Annotated in this window: 19 protein-coding genes; 12 read left to right on the top strand and 7 right to left on the bottom strand. The window is 75.5% G+C overall.

From position 1 onward, the window contains the following. Positions 1-164 precede the first annotated feature (164 nt). From AB0C17_RS21675 to dinB, 3 genes are all read left to right on the top strand, one after another. Positions 165-1,298, top strand: a complete 1,134-nt coding sequence (locus tag AB0C17_RS21675) for an N-acetylmuramoyl-L-alanine amidase (protein ID WP_357389998.1) — start codon at positions 165-167, stop codon at positions 1,296-1,298. A 256-nt stretch (positions 1,299-1,554) separates the two neighbouring features. After that, positions 1,555-4,740, top strand: a complete 3,186-nt coding sequence (locus AB0C17_RS21670; protein ID WP_357480121.1) for a penicillin acylase family protein — start codon at positions 1,555-1,557, stop codon at positions 4,738-4,740. A 96-nt stretch (positions 4,741-4,836) separates the two neighbouring features. Further along, positions 4,837-6,024 carry a DNA polymerase IV gene (dinB, locus tag AB0C17_RS21665; RefSeq protein ID WP_357390864.1) on the top strand — a complete coding sequence of 396 codons (1,188 nt, stop codon included), beginning with the start codon at positions 4,837-4,839 and terminating at the stop codon, positions 6,022-6,024. 5 nt (positions 6,025-6,029) lie between these two features. On the opposite strand, the gene AB0C17_RS21660 is transcribed toward dinB, so the two are convergent. Beyond that, on the bottom strand, positions 6,030-6,743 hold the full coding sequence (locus tag AB0C17_RS21660; RefSeq protein ID WP_357480118.1) for an RraA family protein: 714 nt from the start codon (positions 6,741-6,743) through the stop codon (positions 6,030-6,032). A gap of 103 nt (positions 6,744-6,846) precedes the next feature. Next, the gene (locus tag AB0C17_RS21655) at positions 6,847-7,599 is read right to left on the bottom strand and encodes a dienelactone hydrolase family protein (protein ID WP_357480115.1); all 753 of its coding nucleotides are present in this window, start codon (positions 7,597-7,599) and stop codon (positions 6,847-6,849) included. A 135-nt stretch (positions 7,600-7,734) separates the two neighbouring features. On the opposite strand from AB0C17_RS21655, the gene AB0C17_RS21650 reads away from it, so the two are divergent. After that, positions 7,735-8,130: a DUF2267 domain-containing protein gene (locus tag AB0C17_RS21650; RefSeq protein ID WP_357390870.1), complete on the top strand. Its 396-nt coding sequence runs from the start codon at positions 7,735-7,737 to the stop codon at positions 8,128-8,130. Here AB0C17_RS21650 and AB0C17_RS21645 read toward each other — a convergent pair. Further along, positions 8,124-9,053, bottom strand: coding sequence for a diacylglycerol kinase family protein (locus tag AB0C17_RS21645; protein ID WP_357390872.1), 930 nt, complete (start codon positions 9,051-9,053; stop codon positions 8,124-8,126). The two genes, AB0C17_RS21650 and AB0C17_RS21645, sit on opposite strands and share 7 nt — an antisense overlap. A gap of 111 nt (positions 9,054-9,164) precedes the next feature. Here AB0C17_RS21645 and AB0C17_RS21640 point away from each other — a divergent pair, with 111 nt between their 5' ends. From AB0C17_RS21640 to AB0C17_RS21620, 5 genes are read left to right on the top strand one after another with little or no spacing between them, the layout of a single operon-like run. Continuing rightward, complete coding sequence (locus AB0C17_RS21640; RefSeq protein ID WP_357480112.1) at positions 9,165-10,871, top strand: sugar ABC transporter permease; 1,707 nt, start codon at positions 9,165-9,167, stop codon at positions 10,869-10,871. A 47-nt stretch (positions 10,872-10,918) separates the two neighbouring features. Further along, positions 10,919-11,470, top strand: a complete 552-nt coding sequence (locus tag AB0C17_RS21635) for a hypothetical protein (protein ID WP_357390876.1) — start codon at positions 10,919-10,921, stop codon at positions 11,468-11,470. 11 nt (positions 11,471-11,481) lie between these two features. Then, the gene (locus AB0C17_RS21630) at positions 11,482-12,030 is read left to right on the top strand and encodes a hypothetical protein (protein ID WP_357390878.1); all 549 of its coding nucleotides are present in this window, start codon (positions 11,482-11,484) and stop codon (positions 12,028-12,030) included. Positions 12,031-12,038: 8 nt separating this feature from the next. Continuing rightward, positions 12,039-13,463: a hypothetical protein gene (locus AB0C17_RS21625; protein WP_357480107.1), complete on the top strand. Its 1,425-nt coding sequence runs from the start codon at positions 12,039-12,041 to the stop codon at positions 13,461-13,463. Between the two features lie 48 nt (positions 13,464-13,511). Next, positions 13,512-16,253: an AAA family ATPase gene (locus AB0C17_RS21620; protein ID WP_357480104.1), complete on the top strand. Its 2,742-nt coding sequence runs from the start codon at positions 13,512-13,514 to the stop codon at positions 16,251-16,253. 5 nt (positions 16,254-16,258) lie between these two features. Here AB0C17_RS21620 and AB0C17_RS21615 read toward each other — a convergent pair whose 3' ends face one another. Next, positions 16,259-16,837, bottom strand: coding sequence for a TetR/AcrR family transcriptional regulator (locus AB0C17_RS21615; RefSeq protein ID WP_357480101.1), 579 nt, complete (start codon positions 16,835-16,837; stop codon positions 16,259-16,261). Positions 16,838-16,906: 69 nt separating this feature from the next. Here AB0C17_RS21615 and AB0C17_RS21610 point away from each other — a divergent pair, with 69 nt between their 5' ends. Further along, positions 16,907-17,452, top strand: a complete 546-nt coding sequence (locus tag AB0C17_RS21610; RefSeq protein ID WP_357390888.1) for a hypothetical protein — start codon at positions 16,907-16,909, stop codon at positions 17,450-17,452. Between the two features lie 33 nt (positions 17,453-17,485). Here the strand turns inward: AB0C17_RS21610 and AB0C17_RS21605 are convergent, their stop codons facing one another. The 3 genes from AB0C17_RS21605 to AB0C17_RS21595 are packed head-to-tail and all read right to left on the bottom strand — an operon-like array spanning position 17,486 to position 19,234. Then, on the bottom strand, positions 17,486-18,304 hold the full coding sequence (locus AB0C17_RS21605) for a Sir2 family NAD-dependent protein deacetylase (RefSeq protein ID WP_357480098.1): 819 nt from the start codon (positions 18,302-18,304) through the stop codon (positions 17,486-17,488). Next, the gene (locus AB0C17_RS21600) at positions 18,301-18,588 is read right to left on the bottom strand and encodes a DUF1905 domain-containing protein (RefSeq protein WP_013286479.1); all 288 of its coding nucleotides are present in this window, start codon (positions 18,586-18,588) and stop codon (positions 18,301-18,303) included. Before AB0C17_RS21600 ends, AB0C17_RS21605 begins: the two co-directional genes overlap by 4 nt. A gap of 4 nt (positions 18,589-18,592) precedes the next feature. Then, positions 18,593-19,234, bottom strand: coding sequence for a DUF998 domain-containing protein (locus AB0C17_RS21595; protein ID WP_357390892.1), 642 nt, complete (start codon positions 19,232-19,234; stop codon positions 18,593-18,595). A gap of 133 nt (positions 19,235-19,367) precedes the next feature. Here AB0C17_RS21595 and AB0C17_RS21590 point away from each other — a divergent pair, with 133 nt between their 5' ends. Beyond that, positions 19,368-20,651, top strand: a complete 1,284-nt coding sequence (locus AB0C17_RS21590) for a histidine kinase (RefSeq protein ID WP_357390894.1) — start codon at positions 19,368-19,370, stop codon at positions 20,649-20,651. Further along, the gene (locus AB0C17_RS21585; protein WP_357480095.1) at positions 20,639-21,298 is read left to right on the top strand and encodes a response regulator transcription factor; all 660 of its coding nucleotides are present in this window, start codon (positions 20,639-20,641) and stop codon (positions 21,296-21,298) included. The genes AB0C17_RS21590 and AB0C17_RS21585 overlap by 13 nt, the downstream gene beginning before the upstream one ends. Positions 21,299-21,304: the final 6 nt, after the last annotated feature.

The raw sequence follows: 21,304 nt of genomic DNA, 5'->3' as shown, positions 1-21,304 counted from the left end.
GTCAGCGGATGTGAGATCGCCTACTCCGGCGGTAGGAACGGCCGGCGAACGTCGCTTTTGTCCTCTGGCGCACCGCGCGCGCTTGGCAATATTCTCCACCACACGCGCATTCCTTGCAGTTCCTTTACATCGCCCGGCGCGGGTCGGGCCATCGAGGAGGCGAGATGCACTTCGACCACCCCGAGCTGGACCGCCGTACGCTGCTGCGGGCCGGCCTCGGCGCCGCCGCGGTCGCGGTCGTCGGGAGCGAGCTCGCCCTGCCGGCCGCCGCGCAGGCGGCGCCGGGCGCGGACCTCGACTGGATCATCAGCTGCGACGGGTGGGCCGCTCGCCCGCCGGCCGACCCGCTCTCGGTGAGCGCGATCCCGACCAACAAGATCATCGTGCACCACATGGCGTTCCCGAACGTCACCGACTATTCCGAGGAGCACGCCAAGCAGCTCGCCCGCGACTGCCAGGACCTCCACATGGACGGCAACGGCTGGTCCGACACCGGGCAGCACTTCACGGTGAGCCGCGGCGGTCACGTCCTGGAGGGACGGCACGGCAGCCTGGACCGGCTGCGGGCCGGTGACCGGCAGATGATCGCCGCGCACTGCCCGGGCGAGAACGGGCGGGCCATCGGCATCGAGAACGAGGGCACGTACGTCACCGAGACGCCGCCGGAGGAGCTGCTCGACTCCCTCGCCCGGCTGTGCACCGCGATCTGCCGGCAGTACGGGCTGCACGCGCACGACATCTTCGGCCACTGGGACTTCCGCGCCACACTCTGCCCGGGGGCGATGTTCTACCGCGAGTTCCCGGCGCTGCGCCGCGCGGTGTTCAAGGAACTCGGCACCGACCTGGGCGACGTGCCGGCCCGCCGCTGGCCGGACATCTGGCGCTTCGTCGGCGGGCCGGTGGTCCGGGTCGCGCAGTACCTGCTGACGTTCCAGGGCTACACCGTGCCGGTCACCGGCGTGTTCGACGCGGCCACCGTCGCGGCGGTGCAGGACTGGCAGGCCCGCAACGGCATCCCGGTCGACGTCGACGCCACGCTCACGGCGCCGACCTGGGAGACCCTGGCACCGGAGCTGGACCAGAAGTCGAGCGGGATCCCGGTGACCGCCGCGCAGTTCATGCTCGCCTCCAAGGGCTACGCCGAGGTCGTCCCGACCGGCGAGTACGACCACGCCACCCGCACGGCGGTGAAGGACCTCCAGCGCCTGCACGGACTACCGCCCAACGGCAAGATCAGCACCACCACCTGGTGCGCGCTGGTGGGGGGTGTGGTGCGCCAGTCGTTCCACAAGCACTGACGGCGCACCGGCGGGGAGAGCGGTGGGGGTGGCGACGCGCCACCCCCACCGTGTCGTTGTGGGACGGAAGGCGGCGAAACGTCGGCATTGACAGCTGGTGAACAACGGCTATCCCGGACGCCGGTGATGCGTCGATCATTGCCCGCAGATAGATATGAGTCATTCTCACCTCCGGGCACGACGCCCGGCGCGGAGGCCGAGACGCCGTCAGCCGGGCGTACCGAACGGCCCGACTCCGCGTCCCCGGAGGATCGCCATGCCACGACCCGCCATCCGTGCCCGCCTCGCGGCGCTCACCGCCGCCGCCCTCACCGCGAGCGTCCTGACGGTCACCCCGCCGTCACCGGCGCTCGCCGCCACCACGTTCACCCCCGACGACTACTGCCTCGGCCAGTGCGCCGACATCCTGCCCCCCGGGCAGAACGGCAACGCCACGCTCGCCGGCATCCTGGCCCACCAGGCGCTCGGCACCCGCCCCGCGCACTCAAGCGACCAGCTCGACGAGTACGCCAACCTGGTCTACAACTACGCCGGGCTGACCGACGAGCAGATCGCCCACTTCTACAACGACGCCTCGTTCGGGGTCCCCGACGGGCAGGTCGAGAGCACGATCTCGCCGCGCTCGGACGTCACCATCGTGCGGGACAAGGCCACCGGCGTCCCGCACGTCACCGGCACCACCCGCTCCGGCACCATGTTCGGCGCCGGGTACGCCGGCGCCCAGGACCGGCTCTGGGTGATGGACCTGCTGCGGCACGTCGGCCGCGGCAACGTCAGCTCGTTCGCCGGCGGCGCCCCCGGCAACCGGGAACTGGAGCAGAGCGTCTGGGCCAACTCGCCCTACACGGAGGCGGACCTCCAGGCCCAGGTGAACGCGCTGCGCCTCAAGGGCACCCGGGGCCAGCAGCTCTACACCGACGTGGTCGACTACATCGCCGGCATCAACGCCTACATCGACAAGTCGATCGCCGACGACAACTACCCCGGCGAGTACGTGCTCACCGGCGCCGGGAAGCCGAAGCACTTCACCATGACCGACCTGATCGCCACCGCCGGTGTCATCGGCGGGCTGTTCGGCGGGGGCGGCGGCAGCGAGATGCAGTCCGCGCTGGTCCGGGTGGCCGCCCGGGCCAAGTACGGGCCCACCGAGGGCGACCGGGTCTGGGCGGCGTTCCGCTCGCAGAACGACCCGGAGACCGTGCTGACGCTGCACGACGGGCAGAGCTTCCCGTACGGCGCGACGCCGCCCGGCGCCACCAGCGCGGTGCTGCCCGACGCCGGCACGGTGGTCGCCGAGCCGCTCGCGTACGACGCCACCGGCGGGGCCGCCGCCCGCACCGGCAGCAGCGCCGCCACCAAGGACCTGGTCGGTGGCCTGTCCAACCTGCGGGCACACGGCATGTCCAACGCGGTAGTGGTCTCCGGCCGGCACACCACCACCGGCAACCCGGTGGCCGTGTTCGGCCCGCAGACCGGCTACTTCGCGCCGCAACTGCTCATGCTCCAGGAACTCCAGGGGCCGGGGATCAGCGCGCGCGGCGCCGCGTTCGCCGGGCTGAACCTCTACGTGCTGCTCGGCCGCGGCCAGGACTACGCGTGGAGCGCCACCTCAGCCTCCCAGGACCTGACCGACACGTACGCGGTGCCGCTGTGCACCACCGACGGCAGCGCGCCGACGCTGCGCTCCAACCGCTACCTCTACCGCGGCCAGTGCGTCGCGATGGAGGTGCTGGAGAAGCGCAACTCCTGGTCGCCGACGCTCGCCGACTCCACCCCGGCCGGCGCGTACACGCTGCGCTCGCTGCGCACCAAGTACGGGCTGGTGGCCTACCGGGGGCTGGTGAACGGGCAGCCCACCGCGTTCACCAAGCTGCGCTCCACCTACCGGCACGAGGCCGACTCGGCGATCGGCTTCCAGGCGTTCAACGACCCGGCGGCGATGGGCAGCGCGGCGGCGTTCCAGACGTCCGCAACCAGCGTCGGGTACGCGTTCAACTGGTTCTACGTCAACTCGACAGAGGCGGCGTACTACAACTCCGGCTCCAACCCGGTCCGCCCGTCCGGGCTCGACCCGAACCTGCCCGCGAAGGCGGAGCCGGCGTACGAGTGGGCCGGCTGGAACCCGGACACCAACGACGCCACGTACGCCCCGGCGTCGGCCCACCCGCAGTCGGTCAACCAGGACTACTACGTCAGCTGGAACAACAAGCAGGCGCGCGACTTCGGCGCGGCCGACGGCAACTTCAGCTACGGCGCCGTGCACCGGGGCCAGCTGCTCGACGGTCCGGTGCGCGCGGCCATCGCCCAGCGCAAGGTCGGCCGCGCCGACATCGTCCGGATCACCGCCGAGGCGGCGGTGACCGACCTGCGCGGCCAGCAGGTCCTCGGCGAACTGCTGCGGGTGCTCGACAGCACGCCGGTCACCGACCCGGCGCTCGCCGCCGCGGTGAGCAAGCTGCGGGCCTGGCAGCAGGCCGGGTCGCGGCGGGTGGAGACGTCACCCGGCTCGAAGGTCTACCAGCATGCCGACGCCATCCGGATCTTCGACGCCTGGTGGCCGCTGCTGGCCTCGGCCCAGTTCCGCCCCGGCCTCGGCCCCGACCTGTACGGCGCGCTCGTCGGCGCCCTCCAGGTCAACGAGTCGCCCTCGGGCGGCCAGAACGGCGCCCGCGACGGCACCGTGAACTGGGCGGCGCAGGGCCAGGCGCACAAGGGCTCGTCGTTCCAGTACGGCTGGTGGGGCTACGTCGACAAGGACCTGCGTGCCGTGCTCGGCGACCCGGTGGCCGGTGGGCTCGGTCGCACGTACTGCGGCAACGGCAACCTGGGCGCGTGCCGGCAGGCGCTGCTCGACACGCTCGGCCAGGCCACGGCGGCGCCGGCGACCACCGTCTACCCGGGCGACTCGTCCTGCGGGGCGGGCGACCAGTGGTGCGCCGACTCGATCGCCCAGTCCGGGCTCGGCGGCATCACCCACCCGCTGATCGCCTGGCAGAACCGGCCCACCTACCAGCAGGTCGTCTCGTTCCCGGCGCGCCGGGGCGACGCGGTGACCAACCTGGCGCAGGGCCGTACCGCCACCGCGTCCAGCACGCAGTTCCTGACCAGCAACACCCCGGCGAAGGCGGTCGACGGCAGCCTCGGCACCCGGTGGGCCAGCAGCTACAACGACAACCAGTGGCTGCGGGTGGACCTCGGCTCGGCCCGCACGATCAGCCGGGCGGTGCTGCGGTGGGAGGCCGCCTACGCCACCGGCTACCGGATCGAGGTCTCCGGTGACGGCAACTCCTGGCAGCCGGTGTTCAGCACCACCACCGGCAACGGCGGCGTCGACAACGTGACGTTCGCCCCGGTCAGCGCCCGCTACGTGCGGATGTACGGCGTCACGCGGGCCACCTCGTACGGCTTCTCGCTCTACGAGTTCGAGGTCTACGGACGGTGACGTCATGCGGACGGCCGGCGGGAGCTCCCGCCGGCCGTCCGCCCGTGTCCGGGCAGGCTACGCACGCGAATCGAACACCTGTGCGAAGATGTCCAGGTGTCGAGCGAGGCCACCATCCTGCACGCCGACCTGGACGCGTTCTACGCCTCGGTCGAGCAGCGCGACGACCCCCGGCTGCGCGGCCGGCCGGTGATCGTCGGCGGCGGCGTGGTGCTCGCGTGCAGCTACGAGGCCAAGGCCCGGGGCGTGCGCAGCGCGATGGGCGGCCGGCAGGCGCGGCGGCTCTGCCCGGACGCCGTCGTCGTGCCGCCCCGGATGGCCGCGTACACGGCCGCCAGCCGGGCGGTGTTCGAGATCTTCCGGCACACCACCCCGCTCGTCGAAGGGCTCAGCATCGACGAGGCGTTCCTCGACGTGGGTGGGCTGCGGCGGCTCGCCGGGCCGCCGGCCGGCATCGCGGCCGCGCTGCGGGAGCGGGTACGCCGCGAGGTAGGCCTGCCGATCACCGTCGGCGTGGCCCGGACGAAGTTCCTCGCCAAGGTGGCCAGCGGCGTGGCCAAGCCGGACGGGCTGCTGGTGGTGGAGCCGGAGCGGGAACTGGCGTTCCTGCACCCGCTGCCTGTCGAACGGCTGTGGGGCGTCGGCCCGGTCACCGCCGCCCGGCTGCGCGAACGCGGCATCCGTACCGTCGGCCAGGTGGCCCGGCTGGACGAGCCGGCGGTGGTGTCGCTGGTCGGCGCGGGCGCCGGCCGGCACCTGCATGCCCTGGCGCACAACCGTGACCCCCGGGCGGTGCGGGTGGGCCGCCGCCGCTCGTCGATGGGCGCGCAGCACGCGCTGGGACGCGGGCCGCACTCCCCCGCCGACCTGGACGCGGTGCTGGCCGGCCTGGTCGACCGGGTCACCGGGCGGATGCGCGCCGCCCGGCGCACCGGCCGCACCGTGACGCTGCGGCTGCGCTTCGCCGACTACACCCGGGCCACCCGGTCGCACACGCTCGACGAGCCGACCGCGCAGACCGGGCCGCTGCGGACCGCCGCCCGTGACCTGCTGCGCGCCGCGCTGCCGCAGATCGCGGAACGTGGTGTCACGCTGCTCGGCGTCTCGGTGGGCAACCTCGGCGGCGGGCACACGCAGCTCGCCCTGCCGTTCATCGCCGACCCCGGCCCGGCGCTGGACGCCGCCGTCGACGCCGTGCGGGACCGCTTCGGATCACGGGCGCTGACCCGCGGCGTGCTGCTCGGCCGCGACCCCGGCGTCGAAACGCCCCGGCTGCCGGACTGACCGGGTCACTCCTCGATCGCGCCGCCCACCGCGCGCAGGTGCGCCCGGAACGTCAGCGCCGGGTCGGCCGTCCGGGCCGCCAGGTACGCGGCGAACCCGACCTGCTCGCGCAGCGACTGCCCGGCCCGGATCCGGTCGGCCTGCCGCCGCTCGGTGTCCCGGATGGACTCGGCCAGGCCGAACAGCTCCCCGGCCCGGTCGGCGGGTACGAACAGCACGCCGTCGTCGTCGGCCAGCGCCAGATCCCGCGGGCCGACTGTGAACGGGCCGACCCGGGCGTTCTCCAGCGCCCCGTCCGGGCGCGGGTCCAGTTCCAGCGGCCCGCTCGGGGTGGCGCCGAGGCTGAACACCGGCAGGCCGACCGCGACCAGGTCGGCGGTGTCGCGGTGCGCGCCCCACACCACCAGCCCGGCCAGGCCGGCGGCCCGCGCCTCCAGCACCACCAGGTCACCGACGCAGGCCCGGTCGGTGCGCCCGCCGTCGTCGACGACGAGCACGTCCCCGTCGGCGGCCTGCTCGATCGCCTCCAGGAAGACGTCCACGCTGCCGGCGTGCCGGGCCGGGCGCACCGGGCCGGCCAGGCGCCGGCCGGGCAGCACCGGGACGACGGCGGCCGGGGCGCAGCGGACGGCGACGCCGGCGCGCAGGCAGGCGTCGGCGACGTGGGCGGTGCTCAGCGCGGCGAAACGCGTGGCCGGCTCGTCGTGACGGATGTCCATACGCCGACGCTAGCCAGCCGCGGCGGCGCGGGCAGGTGCCAGTCGGCACCCGGTGGCGTGCGGGGCCGGCGGGCCGCCCCCGGGTTCCCGGCGCCGTGGCGGGTCAGCGCCCGAACGTGCGGTCGAGCAGGTCGAACAGGGCCGTCCAGTGCCGCCGCGTGGCCGGCTCGTCGTACATCGGGGTGTCCGACTGGGTGTAGCCGTGGCGGGCGCCGGCGTACACCTCGGAACGGTAGGTCACCCCGGCGGCGTCCAGCGTCTTCTCCAGCGTGGCGATCTGCTCGGCGGTCATCGACGGGTCGGCGTCGGCGTGCCCGAAGTACAGTTCGCCGGTCACCGCGCCGACGGCCAGGTGCGGGCTGTCCGGGGCGTCGGTGACCACCCGCCCGGCGTGGAACGCGGCCACCGCGGCGATCCGGTCCGGGAGCGCCTCGATCGCGCGCAGCGCGTTCGTGCCACCCATGCAGTAGCCGGTGATCACCGCCGGGCCCGGCGCGACATCCGGGCGGGCGGCGAGGAAGTCCAGGTAGGCGACGGTGTCGCGGGCCACCGCATCCGGCGTCAACGCGGCCATCATCGGCCCGATCCGCTCGAACAGGGCGGCCCGGCGGCTGTCGTCGGCGAGCGCGCCGAGGTCGACCAGCGGCGCGCGCCCGGAGCGGTGGAACAGGTTGGGGGCCAGCACCACGTAGCCGCGTGCGGCGATCATGGCGGCCATCTCCGCCACCCGGGGCCGCAGCCCGAACGCGTCCATGAACAGCAGGACGGGCGGGAAGGGCCCGGCGGCCTCCGGCACGGCCAGATAGGCGTCGGCCGTCCCGTCCGGGGTGGGCACGTCCACGGTCGTCGGCTGCACTGTCGGGGCCTCCTCGCTGCGGGTTCGCGCTGCACGCTACCCGGGCTCGGCGACGCCGGCACCCCGAGGGCTGACCGGCCGTTTGCGGAGGTCCAGGGCGGGAATCCCGCACTCCCGGCGGAGGAAGGCGGCGAGATGGACCATGATCAGTTCATCGACGCGGTGGCCCAGCGGTGCGGCGCGTCCACCGAGCAGGCCACCGCGATCACCCGGGCCACGTTGACCACGCTGGCCGAGCGCATCGACGGCGGGGAGGCCCGCGACCTCGCGGACCGGCTGCCGGAGGCGCTCCGGGCGTACGCGTTCGGCCCGGTCGAGGACGCCGAGCCGTTCGGGCTCGACGTGTTCGTGGAGCGGGTGAGCGGGCGCGCCGACGTGGACGCCGACGCCGCCCGGGACGGGGTCACCGCGGTGTTCGACGTGCTGCGCGACGCCGTCGACCCGGCCGCCTACGCCCAGGTCGTCGGGCAACTCCCGGCCGAGTACGGCGAGGTCGCCGACCAGAGCGCCAGGTATCTGACCGGTCAGTGATCCGGGCTGTCCGGGCGGGCCATCAGCCGCAGCGCGTTCGGGTCCAGGCCGATGCGGACCGGGGTCCGCCCGTAGGGCTCGCCGTCGACCTCGATGCGGGCCGGCCGGTCGGTGTCCAGCCACAGCTGGCGTACCGCCAGGAACGGCTCCTCGCCGAGCGTGCGGCGGTGGCCGGCCGCCGCGTTGCGCGCCGTCTCGCGCAGCAGCCCGCGCCGGGTCGGCCCACCCACCGGGTACGCGACCAGCAGCCGGTCATCGGCGGTGGCGTCGGCGGTGATCGGGCGGCCGGCGTGGAAGCCGCCGTTGGCCACGTACACCTGGTGGGTGGTGAAGGTGTGCTCGCGGCCCTCGGCGCGGACCGTCACGGCCAGCGGCCGGTGCCGGGCCAGCAGCCCCAGCCCGGTCAGCGGATACGCGAGCCGCCCGGCGACCCGTTTCAGCCGCGGCGGCGCGGCCCGCATGATGTCGGCGGACAGCCCGATCCCGACGTGGTTGGTGAACCGGGTGTCACCGATCAGGCCCAGGTCGACGTCGATCACCTTCCCGTCGGTGAGGATGCCGATCGCGGCGTCCAGGTCGAGGGGGACGCCGACGGTGCGGGCGAAGTTGTTCGTGGTGCCCAGCGGCAGCAGGCCCATCGCGACGTCCCGGTGGGCGAGCAGCCGGGCCGCCGCGCCGACGGTGCCGTCGCCGCCGCCGGTGACAAGCAGGTCCGGGCCCAGCCCGGCGGCCTCGGCGAGCACCCGGTCCAGTTCGCCGGGCCGGTCCACGGGGTACGCGCCGAGCAGCGTGAACCCGGCCGCGCGCAGGCGCGAGTGGACGGTGTCGTAGAGCCGCCGGCCACGGCGGGAGTGGGCGTTGACCACGAGCGCCGCCCGCCGCCGTTCCCGGATCGCCGTCGACAGCTCCTGCTTGGTCCGCACGGTTGCGACAGTAGCCGCCCCCGCGGTCGTGGGCCGGTTGCGCTGCCGACGTTGACGGGGTTGGTTATCGTCGCGGCGGCCGTGATCGTCGATCTTCGAGGGGATGTCCAGATGAGCCAGCCGGCAGCGCCGCAGGCGACAGCGCCAGTGCCCCCGACCGCACAGCCGAACAGTACGGGCCGGACCCTGATCGGGCTGGCGCTGATCGTACCGGCGGCGATCGCCTGGATCTGGTCGTACGTCCTGCCGGCGCTGTCCACAGTGGCTCGCAGCTTCCAGGGTGACGGGCCGCGCAGCTCGGGCGAGTCGGTCGGTACGGCGAACTACGAGGCCGCCTTCACCTCCGGGTTCGTCGGCCAGGTCGGGTTCGCGGTGCTGCTCGGGCTGATCCCGCTGGTGGTGGCGCTGCTCGCCGCGCCGCTGCTCGCCGTCCTCGCCGACCGGGCCGGCCGGGTCGCACGCCTTGTCACCCGGGGCGTGCTGGCTCTGCCGCTCGCCGCGTACGCGCCGGTCGCGGTGTTCCTCGGCCGGCGCGCCGAGGACATCGAGAACGGCACCCTCACCCAGAACCTGCAGTCCCCCCGGACGTTCCTCGCCACGTCGCTGGCACAGGTGACGTTCGGGGTGGTCGTGGCGGTGGCCGCGACGCTCTACCTCAGCGCCCTGCGCCGTCGCGACCCCGACCAGCGGCCCGCGCCCGCCATGCTGGCCGTCGGCGGGCTGCTCGGCCTGGGCGTCCTCGCCGCCACCCTGCAGACCTACACCGCCCCGACGATCCTGACCGGCGGCGGGCCGCACGGCGACGACACGGCGACGCCGGTGTTCGCCGCCGCGCAGACCACCTTCCGGACGATGCGCTTCGGTGTCGGGTCCGCCACGTCAACGCTGCTGCTGGTGCTGCTCGGGCTGCTCGGGCTGGCCGCGGTGGCGCTCATCCTGGCCACCCGTCTGCGCATCGAGTTCGACGGCTGGCGGGACCGCCCGGCCGACCGGGAGGCGGAGTCCTACTCCGGCCGCCGTCCGCTGTTGGTCGGCCTGACCGCTGTCGCGCTCGTCGTCGTCCTCGGCGTGACCGTCTGGGCGTTGTCGCCGTGGCTGGGGAAGCTCTCCTCCGACACCGGGCCCCTGCCCAAGGGGGTCGAGACGTCGAACCTGTTCGCCAACACCTGGGTGCCGCCGCTGCTGTCCACACTCGTCGCGGTCACGCTCGCCGCGCTGGCCGGGTTCGGGATCGGCGCGCTGCGACCGCTCGGACGCTGGAGCGAACTGCTGCTGGTGCCGTTCGCGCCCTGGTTGTTCGTCGGTGCCGGCCCGCTGGCCATCGCCAATTTCGAACGCACGATGGAGCGCGAACAGCTGGGCCTGTTCCTCGGCCTGGTGCCGCCCACCTGGCTGTCGGTGCCCGCGCTGTTCGCGTTCACGCTGCTGTTCCGGGGCCAGCACGAGCGGTGGCGCTCCGGCGGTGGCGCCGGCCGTACGCTGCTGCTGCCGGCGCTGCCGATGCTGGCCGTGACCGCGTTGCCGACCTGGCTGACGCACGCCCAGTCGCCGCTGTGGGCGACGCTGGTGGGCCGGGGCCCGGACAGCCTCACCGCTCCCGCGCTGGTGAACATGATCGCCAGCCGCGCCTTCGGCGCCGGGGGCGAGCTTCCGCTGGGCCTGGTCCTGCCGCTGCCCATGCTGATCCTGTTCGTGTTGCTGTTCGTCGCGCTCATGGTCGGCTACGTGGATCGGCTCGCCATCCGGGTGGGGCGGCGCGGCGGCGCGGACGCGCCACCCGCCGGTGCGGGCGAGGCCGTCGGCAAGGTCACCGCATAGGGAAACCCCCGATTACGGGCGGTGACGTCGCGCCTAGCGTCGCTGGCATGGCAACTGACGCGCTCACACCGGCCCGGACCGCCCGCCTCCACCGCGCCCGCCTGGCGCTGCCCCTGGTGCTGCTCGCCCTGCTGGCGCCGGCCGGGTGCGACTCCGGCGGCGACGTGCTCGACGGGGGCTCGGCCGACTCCGTGGCGGGCGAGGACGGCGGCGACGCCGACGCGGGTGCGGTGGACGACGTCCGGCCGCCGTGCCCGTTCACCGCCGCCCAGGTCTCCGAACTGGTCGACCGGAAGCTGCGCGACGAGGGCAACTGCTCGTTCGGCGACGGCATCGCCCAGCTGGCGGTCACCACGGCCTCGGCCACCGCCGGCAAGGCCACCTACGACTACCAGCACGAGCAGGCCGGCCAGCAGTACGAGAAGGTCGTCGACCTGGACCGGGGCGAGCGGGGCTACCTCGCGGTCAAGGACGTACGCGGCGAGGCGGTGCTGATCGACGGCAGGGGCACGTACACGGTGACCATCAGCAGCTTCGGCGGCGGCACGGCCGGCAACGAACAGATCCTGCGTCGCGCCCTCGACGCGATCCCGGCCTGAGCGGGGCAGCCATGCGAACCCGCCGACTGACAGCGCTCGCGCTGGCCGCGATCCTGTTCACCGCGTCCGCCGGCTGCGGCGGCGACGAACCGCCGGCTGCCGGTGGCGCCGCACCCGGTACGGGCACGCCGGTCGCGGACCCGACCGGGGCGGCGCCGGCCGAGCCGAGCGCCGAACCGGTGGACGGCGCCGCCGATGCGCCGCAGGCGTGCACGCTGGTGTCGAAGGACGACGCCGAGCGCCTCGCCGGCACGCCGCTGGAGGAACCGGTGGTGGCTGGGCAGTCCTGCACCTACACCGGGCCGACGAGCGGGCCGACCGCCCAGGTCGAGGCGTTCGTGGGCGAGGGTGCCAAGAAGTACCTCGACATCGAACGGCAGCTCGGGCACGAGATCCGCGAGCTGCCCGGCGTGGCCGACGAGGCGCTGCTCACCTATGAGGCGTTCTTCCTGCGCAAGGGCGACCTGTGGGTCGCGGTGCGGCTGGTGCGGCTCAACGACCCGCAGGAGAACAAGGCGCCGCTGGAACGGCTCGCCCGTACCGTCGCCGGCCGGATGTGAGGCGGCCGGTGCGTGGCCGTCGTCTGCTCGCGGCCGGAGTGGCGGTGCTGCTCGTGGTGACCGGCTGCGGCGGCGGTCCCGCGCCCGGCCCGGCCGAGGCGGGCGACGGGGAGCAGACCCGATACGGGCAGGCCCCGGCGCCGGGCAAGGACGTCACGCTGCAACCGGACGTGGTGCTGGTCGGTGGCGGCAGCCGGACCGTGCGGTCGGTGAGCCCGGACGGGCTGACCTGGCGGCTCGACCCGGACGCGCGGGACGCCGACCGGCTCGCGCCCGGCCGCGTCATGTTCCTCACCGGACGCGGCGTGGGCCGGGTGCTCGACCTGGCGGAGGACGGCGGCGACCTGGTCGTCACGATCGGGCCGGTCACGCTGACCGAGGTGATCCGGGACGGCACGTTCGGCGGCGACGCCGTCACGCTCGACCGCCCGACCGTCTACGTGGCGGGTGAGCCGTCGTGGACCCGGGAGGTCGCGGCGGCAGGTGGCACGCTCGGCCGCTCCGGTCCGCTCGCCGTCACGCCCGCGCAGCCGCCACCCGCGCCGGGCGGGCAGGCGGGCGCCACCGCCCACGGCTACCGGGTACGGACGTTCTGCTGCGCCGGTGGCGTCGGCACGCACTTCACGTACGACGACGGCGGGCTCCGGCTGGCCGGCACCGTGACACTGACGGTCGGGCGGCCCACCGCGTCGTTCCACCTGGCCATCGGCGCCGGCCGGGTGAACCGGGCCGAACTGGAGATCGGTGGCGGCTTCGGCATCCGGGTGGACTTCACCGCCGGCGTCGACGGCGGGCAGAACCACCGCCGCACGTTCCCGGTCCCGGTCGACATCGCGTTCCCGATCGGGCTGGTCGCCGGCCTGCCGCTGTCGTTCACGGTGAACCAGACGCTCGAGGTGGCCACCGCGTTCGGCGCGCGCCGGGGCACGTTCCGCGGCGCCGGCGAGTACGCGCTCGCGGGCAAGCTCGGGTTCGGCTACGCAGGCGGCCAGGTGGGCTCGCGCGTGACGGAGGGCTTCGCCCGCCGGGTGGGCCTGCTCGACTCGCTCACCGGCGTGCCGGTGGGTGTGATGGGACTGGTCGTCCGGCACGGCGTGCGGTTCACCATGGGGATCAGCGCGTTCCTGTTCACCGCCGGGATCTGGTTCGAGCTGGTCACCTCGTACGGTGCCACGATCGGTTCCGCGCTCGGTGCCCCGTACGCGCTGTGCCGGGGCGTCGGGCTCGGTGTGCGGGCGCGGTTCGGCATCGGCTACCGCATCCTCGAACCCGTCGTCCAGGTGATCAACAAGTTCCTCAGCCTGCTCAGCCCGTCCCGGGCGCCACGGATACCGCCGATAGTGGCGGCGGGCGGGCCGAGCTGGAGCGCCGACGTCTACCGCAACCAGGAGGTGATCCCGCCCGTCTCGATATGCGGACAGCTTCCGGGCTAGGCCGCGCCGACGCTGGGTTCGGGGGCGCGGCTGTGCCACCATCCCGCCATGGACGCCGCACTGGTCGGCCGCGACGCGGTCGTCGAGCGGGTGTGGCGTGCCCTGACCGCCGGTACGCCGGTGCTGCTCGACGGTCCGAGCGGCATCGGCAAGACCGCGCTGTGGCGAGCGGTGGTCGCCCACGCCGGGCGGGCCGGCTGGCGGGTGCTGTCCACCGCGCCCACCGAGGCGGAGACCGCGCTGCCGTACGCGGCGCTGGCCGACGTGCTGCGCCCGCTCGCCGACGCCCTGCCGGGGCTGCCCGCGCCGCAACGGGTCGCCGCCGACATGGTGCTGCTGACCGGCGAGCACGACGGCGCGGTGGACGAGCGGGCGGTGGGCGCGGCCACCCGTACGCTGCTCGACGCGGCGGTCACCGGCGCGCCCCGGGTACTGCTCGCGGTCGACGATCCGCAGTGGCTGGACCCGCCGAGCGCCCGGGCGCTGCGGTTCGCGCTGCGCCGGCTGACCCGGTGGCCCGCCGTCCTGGCCACCCACCGCACCGGGGACAGCCCGCCGGTCCCGGTGCCGCTCGGGCTTGACGACGACCCGGCCGGACGGCACCGGCTGCTACGCGCCGACGTGCCACCGCTCCCCCCGCCCGACCTGCACCGCGTCCTGGCGGCCCGGCTCGGCGGCACGCTCAGCCGCCCGCTCACCGACCGGCTGGCCCGCGACGCCGGCGGCAACCCACTGCTCGCCATCGAACTGGCCCGGGCGGTGCTGCGGCTGCCCCGCCCGCCCGCGCACGACGAGGACCTCCCCGTACCGTCGTCGTTGCGCCTGCTGCTCGCCGAGACGCTGCGGGCGCTGCCCGGCCCGAGCCGGGACGCGGTGCGGCTGGCCGCGCTGCTGACCGTGCCGACGCCGCGGGACCTGGCGGCGGCGGGCGTGCCGGCCGGGGCGCTGGACGCGGCCGAGGACGCCGGGCTGGTGGTGGTCGCGCCGAGCCGGATCGACTTCGCGCACCCCCGGTACGCGGCGGCGGTGCGCGAGAGCATCCCGCCGGGCGCCCGGCGGCGCCTGCACGCGCTGCTCGCGGACGCGGTCGCCGACCCCGACGAGCGGGCCCGGCACCTGTCCCGGTGCACCGTCACGCCGGACGCCGCGGTCGCCGCCGACCTGGCCGCCGCGGCGGCCCGGCAGCGGCTGCGCGGCGCGTCAGCGCTCGCCGCCGACTGGTACGACCGGGCGGCCGAGCTGACCCCGCCGGCGGCGACCGCCGACCGGAACCGGCGCCGCCTCGACGCGGTGCAGTGCCGCATCGACAGCGGCGACTACGCGGCGGCCGGCCGGGCCGCCGAGGCGGCGGCCGGCGAGCTGACCGGCGCCGAGCGGGGCGAGGCCCTGCTGTTGCGCGCGCTCGTCGCCTGGTGCGCCGACGACCTGGTCACCGCCGTGCGCGTGGCCGAGCAGGCGCTCGCCGCCGCCGGGCCGGACGGGGACCTGGCCGGGCGCATCCACACCCACCTGACCATGTTCCACGACCAGCCGGAGACCGCCCGCCGGCACGCGCGCGCGGCGATCACCCGGCTGTCCGACCGGGACGAGCACCGCCCGCTGCTCACCGCCGCGCTGCTGCTGCTGTTCTTCCACGAGGTACGCGCCGGCGGCCCGGCCCCCGTCGACCTGCTGGAACGGGCGCTGGCACTGGAGGCGGGTGAACCGTCCTACCTGGCCGGTTCGGTGCCGGCGATCTGGTGGAAGGCGGTCGACGACCACGACCGGGCGCGGGCCCGGCTGCACCTGATGCTGGACCTGGCGGTGGCGCGCGGCGACGACCCGCTGCGGCACGAGGTGCTCACCCACCTCGGCGAGACGGAACTGCTGGCCGGGCGGTTCGCCGAGGCCGGCACGCACATCGCCGCGGCGCGGGATCTGGGTGAGCAGCTGGGCACCGGGCTGGTGGGCGAGAGCTGGCTGGCCGGCATGCTCGACGCGCACCGGGGACGGCTGGCGCGGGCGGGCGCCGCCGCCGACGGGTTGCGCCGCGACGACGACCTCGGCGACGCGTGGAGCCGCCGGCTGCACCACCAGCTCACCGGCCTGGTGGCGCTGGCCTCCGGCGAGTGGGCCACCGCCGCGACGGCGTACGGCGCGCTCGCCGCCGACCTGGACGGGTCGGGCATCGCCGAACCGTTGGGGCAGCGCTTCGAACCCGACTGGATCGAGGCGTGCGTGGGCGCCGGTGACCTGGACACCGCGCACGCCGCGCTGGACCGGCTGGCCCGCCGCCACCGCCGGCTGCCGCGCCCGTGGACGACGCTCGGGCTGGCCCGCAGCCGGGTGCTGCTGGCCGGGGCGACCGGCGCGGACCCGGGCGACGCGCTGGACGCGCTGGCCCAGGCCCGGGCGGCGGTGCCGGAGACGGTGCTGCCGCTGGACCGGGCCCGCTGCCTGCTCGCCGCCGGGCGCGCGTACCGGCGGGTCCGTCGCCGGCGGGAGGCGCGGGCGGCGCTGGACGCGGCGGTGGCCGAGTTCGACGCGCTCGGCGCGTCCGCGTTCGCCGACCGGGCGCGGGCGGAGCTGGGCCGCGTCGGCGCCCGCACCCCGGCACCGACGGCGCTGACCGCCACCGAGGAGCGGGTCGCCCGGCTCGCCGCGCGGGGCCAGACCAACCGGCTCATCGCCGACGCGCTCTACATCAGCCCGAAGACCGTGGAGGCCAACCTGGCCCGGGTCTACCGCAAGCTGGGCATCGCCAGCCGCGCCGAGCTGGGCGCGGCGATGGGCCGCCCGCCGGGCGACTGAGGCGGTCAGGACGCGGCGAGCGCGTCCAGGTGCGCGCCGAGCAGTTCCCGGGCACGCCCGGGCGGCATCCGGTCCGGGTAGAGCAGCGTGTGCAACGCGAGCCCGTCGAGCAGGGCGTGCAGCCGGGCGACGGCGTCCTGGTCGGCGACCGGCTCCCCGGTGACCAGCGTGACGGCGAACTCGACGGCACGGCGGATGCCGTCGTCCGCCTCGGCCGTCCGGGCCCGCGCGACCGGGTCGCTCTGGGCGCGCGCGGCGAGCAGCAGCCACACCTCGGCCTCACGGACGCGCTGGCGGTCAAGGGGCAGCAGTTGCTCCAGGATCCGCTGGGCGACCTCACGCGGGCTGCCGGTGCGGTCGCCGGTGGCGATCCGCTCGGCCGCCTCGGCCTGCACGTGCTCCATGGCGAACACCAGCAGCTCGGTCTGGGTGGCGAAGTAGTGCCGCAGCGCGCTCGGCGACCAGCCGGCCTCGGCGGCGATGCTGCGCACCGTGGCGGCGCCGACGCCGTCGCGGTAGACGACCCGCCACATCGCCCGCGCCAGCTCGGCACGGCGCGCGTCGTGGTCGACGATCTTGGGCACGGGCCCCTCCGGAACCTCGTTGACGGCCGCTGTTACGGTTATCGCACAGCGTACTAAAAAGGGGGCCGCATGCTCGTCGCAGTGATCGTCGGATGCGAGGTGGCGTTCTGGGTGGTGCTGCTCGCCGGATTGATCGCCCGTTACCCGCTGCGACGGCCCCGCCTCGGCGCCGCCCTGCTGATCGCCGTGCCAGTGGTCGACCTCGTGCTGCTGGCCGCCACGATGATCGACCTGCGCCGGGGCGCGACCGCCACGTTCGCCCACGGCCTCGCCGCCGCGTACCTCGGGTTCTCGGTGGCGTTCGGGCACAGCATGGTGCGCTGGGCCGACCAGCGGTTCGCGCACCGGTTCGCCGGCGGCCCTCCCCCACGCCGGGCACCCCGGTACGGGATGGCGCGGGCCCGGTACGAGTGGCGCGAGTGGGGCAAGGGCATGCTCGGCTGGGCGGTCGCCTGCGCCGTGCTGCTCGCCGGCATCGCCGTGGTCGGCGACACCGACCGCACCGCCGAGCTGTGGGCCTGGGCCGGCCGGCTCACCGTGGTGATGGCCGCCTGGCTGGTGTTCTGGCCGGTCGCCTACACCGTCTTCCCGAAGCGGGCGCCGCGCGACGCGTGACGCTCACCCCTTAGGCGCGGCGGGGCCGGGCGGTCAGATGGCGTCCGGCCAGGCGGCGCGGACCAGTGCGGGCAGCACCTCGCCGGCCGGGCCGCGCAGGTTCACCGCGCAGATCGCGTCCAGCGGCGTCGGCACCGGGTTCACCTGCACCACCGGGACACCGAGGCGGGCCGCGACGAGGGGGATCTCGGCGGCCGGATGGACGAGCGCCGAGGTGCCGACAGTCAGCAGCAGGTCGCACGTGGACGCCGCCTCGACGGCCGCGCTCAGCGCGGCCTCCGGCAGCGCCTCGCCGAACCACACCACCCCGGGACGCACCGGCGCGTCGCAGCCGGCGCAGGCGGGCGGTGTCAGCGGCCCGTCCGGCGGTGCCGGCGCGTGCGGTTCCGGCCCGGCGTGCTGGACCGGCGGGCCGGCGGGTGGCGGCAGGTCGGACGGCAGCGGCGCGGGGCGGGCGCAGGCCGAACAGCGGGGCGCGAACAGGCTGCCGTGCAGGCGTACCGGAGCCGGCACACCACCGCGCTCGTGCAGGTCGTCGACGTTCTGGGTGATCACCACGGTCTCCGGCAGCCGGGCCCGGATCGCGGCCACGGCCAGGTGTCCCGGGTTCGGCCGGGCCCGGCGCACCCCGTGACGGCGTGCCTCGTACCAGCCCCAGACCAGGGCCGGGTCGGCGCGGAACGCGGCGGGGGTCGCCAGCTCCCGCGGGTCGTGCCGCTGCCAGAGGCCGGTCTGCGCGTCGCGGAACGTCGGCACACCGCTCTCGGCCGACATGCCGGCGCCGGTGAACACCACCGGACGCCGGGCGGCGGCGAGCAGCCGGCCCGCCTCGGCCAGCTCCGTCCCGCTCACACGTCCACCGTCAGCCGCACGTCGACCCGGTCGCCCAGTTCGATCCCCTCGGCCCGGCGCGCGGCGACGCGCAGCGGCACGACGTAACGGCCGTCCTTGGGCCACAGGGACGTCCGCCAGCCGGTGCCGCCGATGCGCACAGTCACCGGGATCATGCCCCAGCCGTAGGTGACCGATGCGGAGGCGGCCTCGATCGCCGCGCTCTGCTCGTCGGGCACCGTGACGAAGTGGTACGGCGCCGGGCCGCGCCAGAACCACACCTCGCCGCTGAACGCCAGCTCCATCCGGTCAGGATAGGGGCCGGGACCGACGTAACCCGAGCAGCCGCAGCCCGGCCGCCGTCACCCAGGCGAACAACGGGAACACGGCGACACGCTCCATGCCGCCCACCCCGATGCCGGTGTCCACCCGGGACAGGAACAGCACGGTGCCGGCGAGCCCGAGCAGGCCCAGGAGGGCGCTGACCGCCCGCAGCTCGCGCAGCAGCGGCGACCGGCCGAGCGCGGCGGCGAACAACGCCGCGTTGCCGAGCGCGAAGACCAGCAGCGCGCCCAGCACGTGAAAGTTCTCGTCCACGTCCGCCGGATAGGCTCCGGCCAGCACATACCCGAAGCCGGCGGCCACGATCGACACGACGGCGACGGCCGCGGCGCGGCCCGGGCGCAGCGCGCGGTGTGCGAGCGGCGCGCCGAGCGCGAGCAGCAGCCCGGCGCCGACGAACACGGCGTTCATGGCCGGGTGCCACGGCGAGCAGACCGGACGCGGCCGGCTGGTGTCCCACACGCCGCAGGTGACGTTGCCGAGGTCGCTGATGTTGTGCTCGGCCCAGCTGAACCGGGGTTGCTCCCAGGCCAGGCCGACGAGCACGTTGGCGGCCAGGAACGACGCGGTGGCGAGCAGCCAGCAGGCGCCCGCGAGACGGTTTCTCACCCGCCGAGTGCACCGCCTCGGGGCGCCCCGGCGCACGGGGCGTGGCGGGCCGGTTCGGGGTAGGGCCAGACCTACCCGCAGAGCGGGGTCCAGCCGGCTGGGCCGGGCGGTGCGGCCTGGCTAGCGTCGAGCCATGACCGTTGATCAAGGGCTGGCCGGTGCGCTGCGCGGTCGCCGCTACCTGCTGTCCGCGTGGCCGTGGCGGGCCTTCGCGTACGCCGTCACGACGCTGCCCCTGGCCGGCGCGGCGACGATCGGCGCCGCCGTGGTCGCCGCGCCACTGCTGCTGGTGGCCGGCGCGCTGCGGCAGGGCCGGCCGGTCGACACGAGAGCGCTGGCGGTGCTGGCCGTGCTGGCGCTGCTGACGGTGGCGCTGGCCCCGCTGGCCGGTGCGCCGGTGGCGGCGGTGGAGCGGTGGCGCCTCGGCGTGGCCGACGACCGCCCGGTGACCGCGCCGAGGTGGCGTGGGCTCGCTGCCCGCTTCACCACCGCCGCCGGGTGGCGGGAGGCCGCGTACCTGGCCGTGCTGGGGGTGGCGGTGCCGCTGGCGTACGCGATGTTCGGTGTGCTCGTGTTGCTGGACGCGGCGCTGGTGGCCGGTCCGTGGCTGGCCGGCGGCGAGGACCGGATCGTGCTGATCTGGGCGACTGTCGGCTCCCCGGCCGAGGCGGTGCCGTACGCGATCGCCGGCCTGCTCGCGGTCCCGGCCCTGGTCTACCTGGCCGGGCTGCTCGTAGCGGTCCAGGCGGAGGTGGCCCGCCGGCTGCTCGACGACGCGCCCGGCGCGACGGCGCTGCGCGAGGTGGCCCGGTCCCGGGCCCGCCTGGTGAGCGCCTACGAGGCCGAGCGCCGCCGCGTCGAGCGGGACGTGCACGACGGCGTGCAGCCGCGCCTGACCAGCCTCACCCTCCAGCTCGGGCTGGCCCGCCTCGACGTGCCGGACGACTCCCCCGCGGCGGGGCCGCTCGCGGCGGCCCACGAGCAGGCCAAGGAGCTGATGGTGACGTTGCGCGGGATCGTCCAGGGCATCCGCCCGCCGCAGCTCACCGAACTCGGCCTGGCCGCTGCCGTCGGCGACCTGGCCACCCGGTCGGTCGTCCCGGTCACCGTGCACGCCGACCTGACCCGCCCGGTGCCCGGGTTGGTGGAGACCACCGCCTGGTACGTGGTCTCCGAGACGCTCGGCAACGTCGCCCGGCACGCCGGGGCGAGGCGGGCCGAGGTGTGGCTGACCCGCGACGACCGGCGGCTGGTGGTGGAGGTGCGCGACGACGGCCGGGGCGGCGCCGACCCGGCGCGCGGCACCGGCCTGACCGGGCTCGCCGACCGGGTGGCGGCGGTGGACGGGCGGCTGTTGCTCTCCAGCCCGCCCGGTGGGCCTACCCTCGTGCGGGTGGAGCTGCCGTGCCGTCCGTGACCCGGGTCGTCCTGGCCGAGGACGAGGTGCTGCTCCGGGAGGGCCTGGTGGGCCTGCTGACCCGGTTCGGCTTCGCGGTGGACGCCGCCGTCGGCTCCGCCCCGGACCTGCTCGACGCGGTCCGCACGCACCGTCCCGACCTGCTGGTCACCGACATCCGGATGCCGCCGCAACACCGCGACGACGGCCTGCGCGCGGCGGTCGCGCTGCGCGCCGAACGCCCGGACCTCGCCGTGGTGGTGCTCAGCCAGCACGTGCAGAGCGGGTACGCCGCCGCGCTGCTCGACAGCGGCGACGGCAACCGGGTCGGCTACCTGCTCAAGGACCGGGTGGCCGACGTCGCGGAGTTCGCCGCGACACTGCGCCGGGTGGCGGCCGGCGGCACCGCCGTCGACCCGGACGTGGTGCGGCACCTGCTGCGCCGCCCGCGTGACCCGCTCGCCGCGCTGTCGCCGCGCGAGCGGCAGGTGCTGGGGCTGATCGCCGAGGGCCACTCCAACACCGCGATCGCGGCCCGGCTGCACGTCACCGAGGCGGCGGTCGGCAAGCACGTGGGCAACATCCTGGCCAAGCTCGGCCTGCCGCCGGACGAGGACACCAACCGGCGGGTGCTCGCCGTGCTCGCCTACCTGCGCGCGGCGGGCTGACCGGGC

It is taken from the genome of Micromonospora sp. NPDC048887 (assembly GCF_040649715.1).
Taxonomy (GTDB): Bacteria; Actinomycetota; Actinomycetes; order Mycobacteriales; family Micromonosporaceae; genus Micromonospora.
The sequence above is the reverse complement of the archived record's forward strand: the minus strand, read 5'-3'. Positions and strand labels throughout refer to the sequence as shown.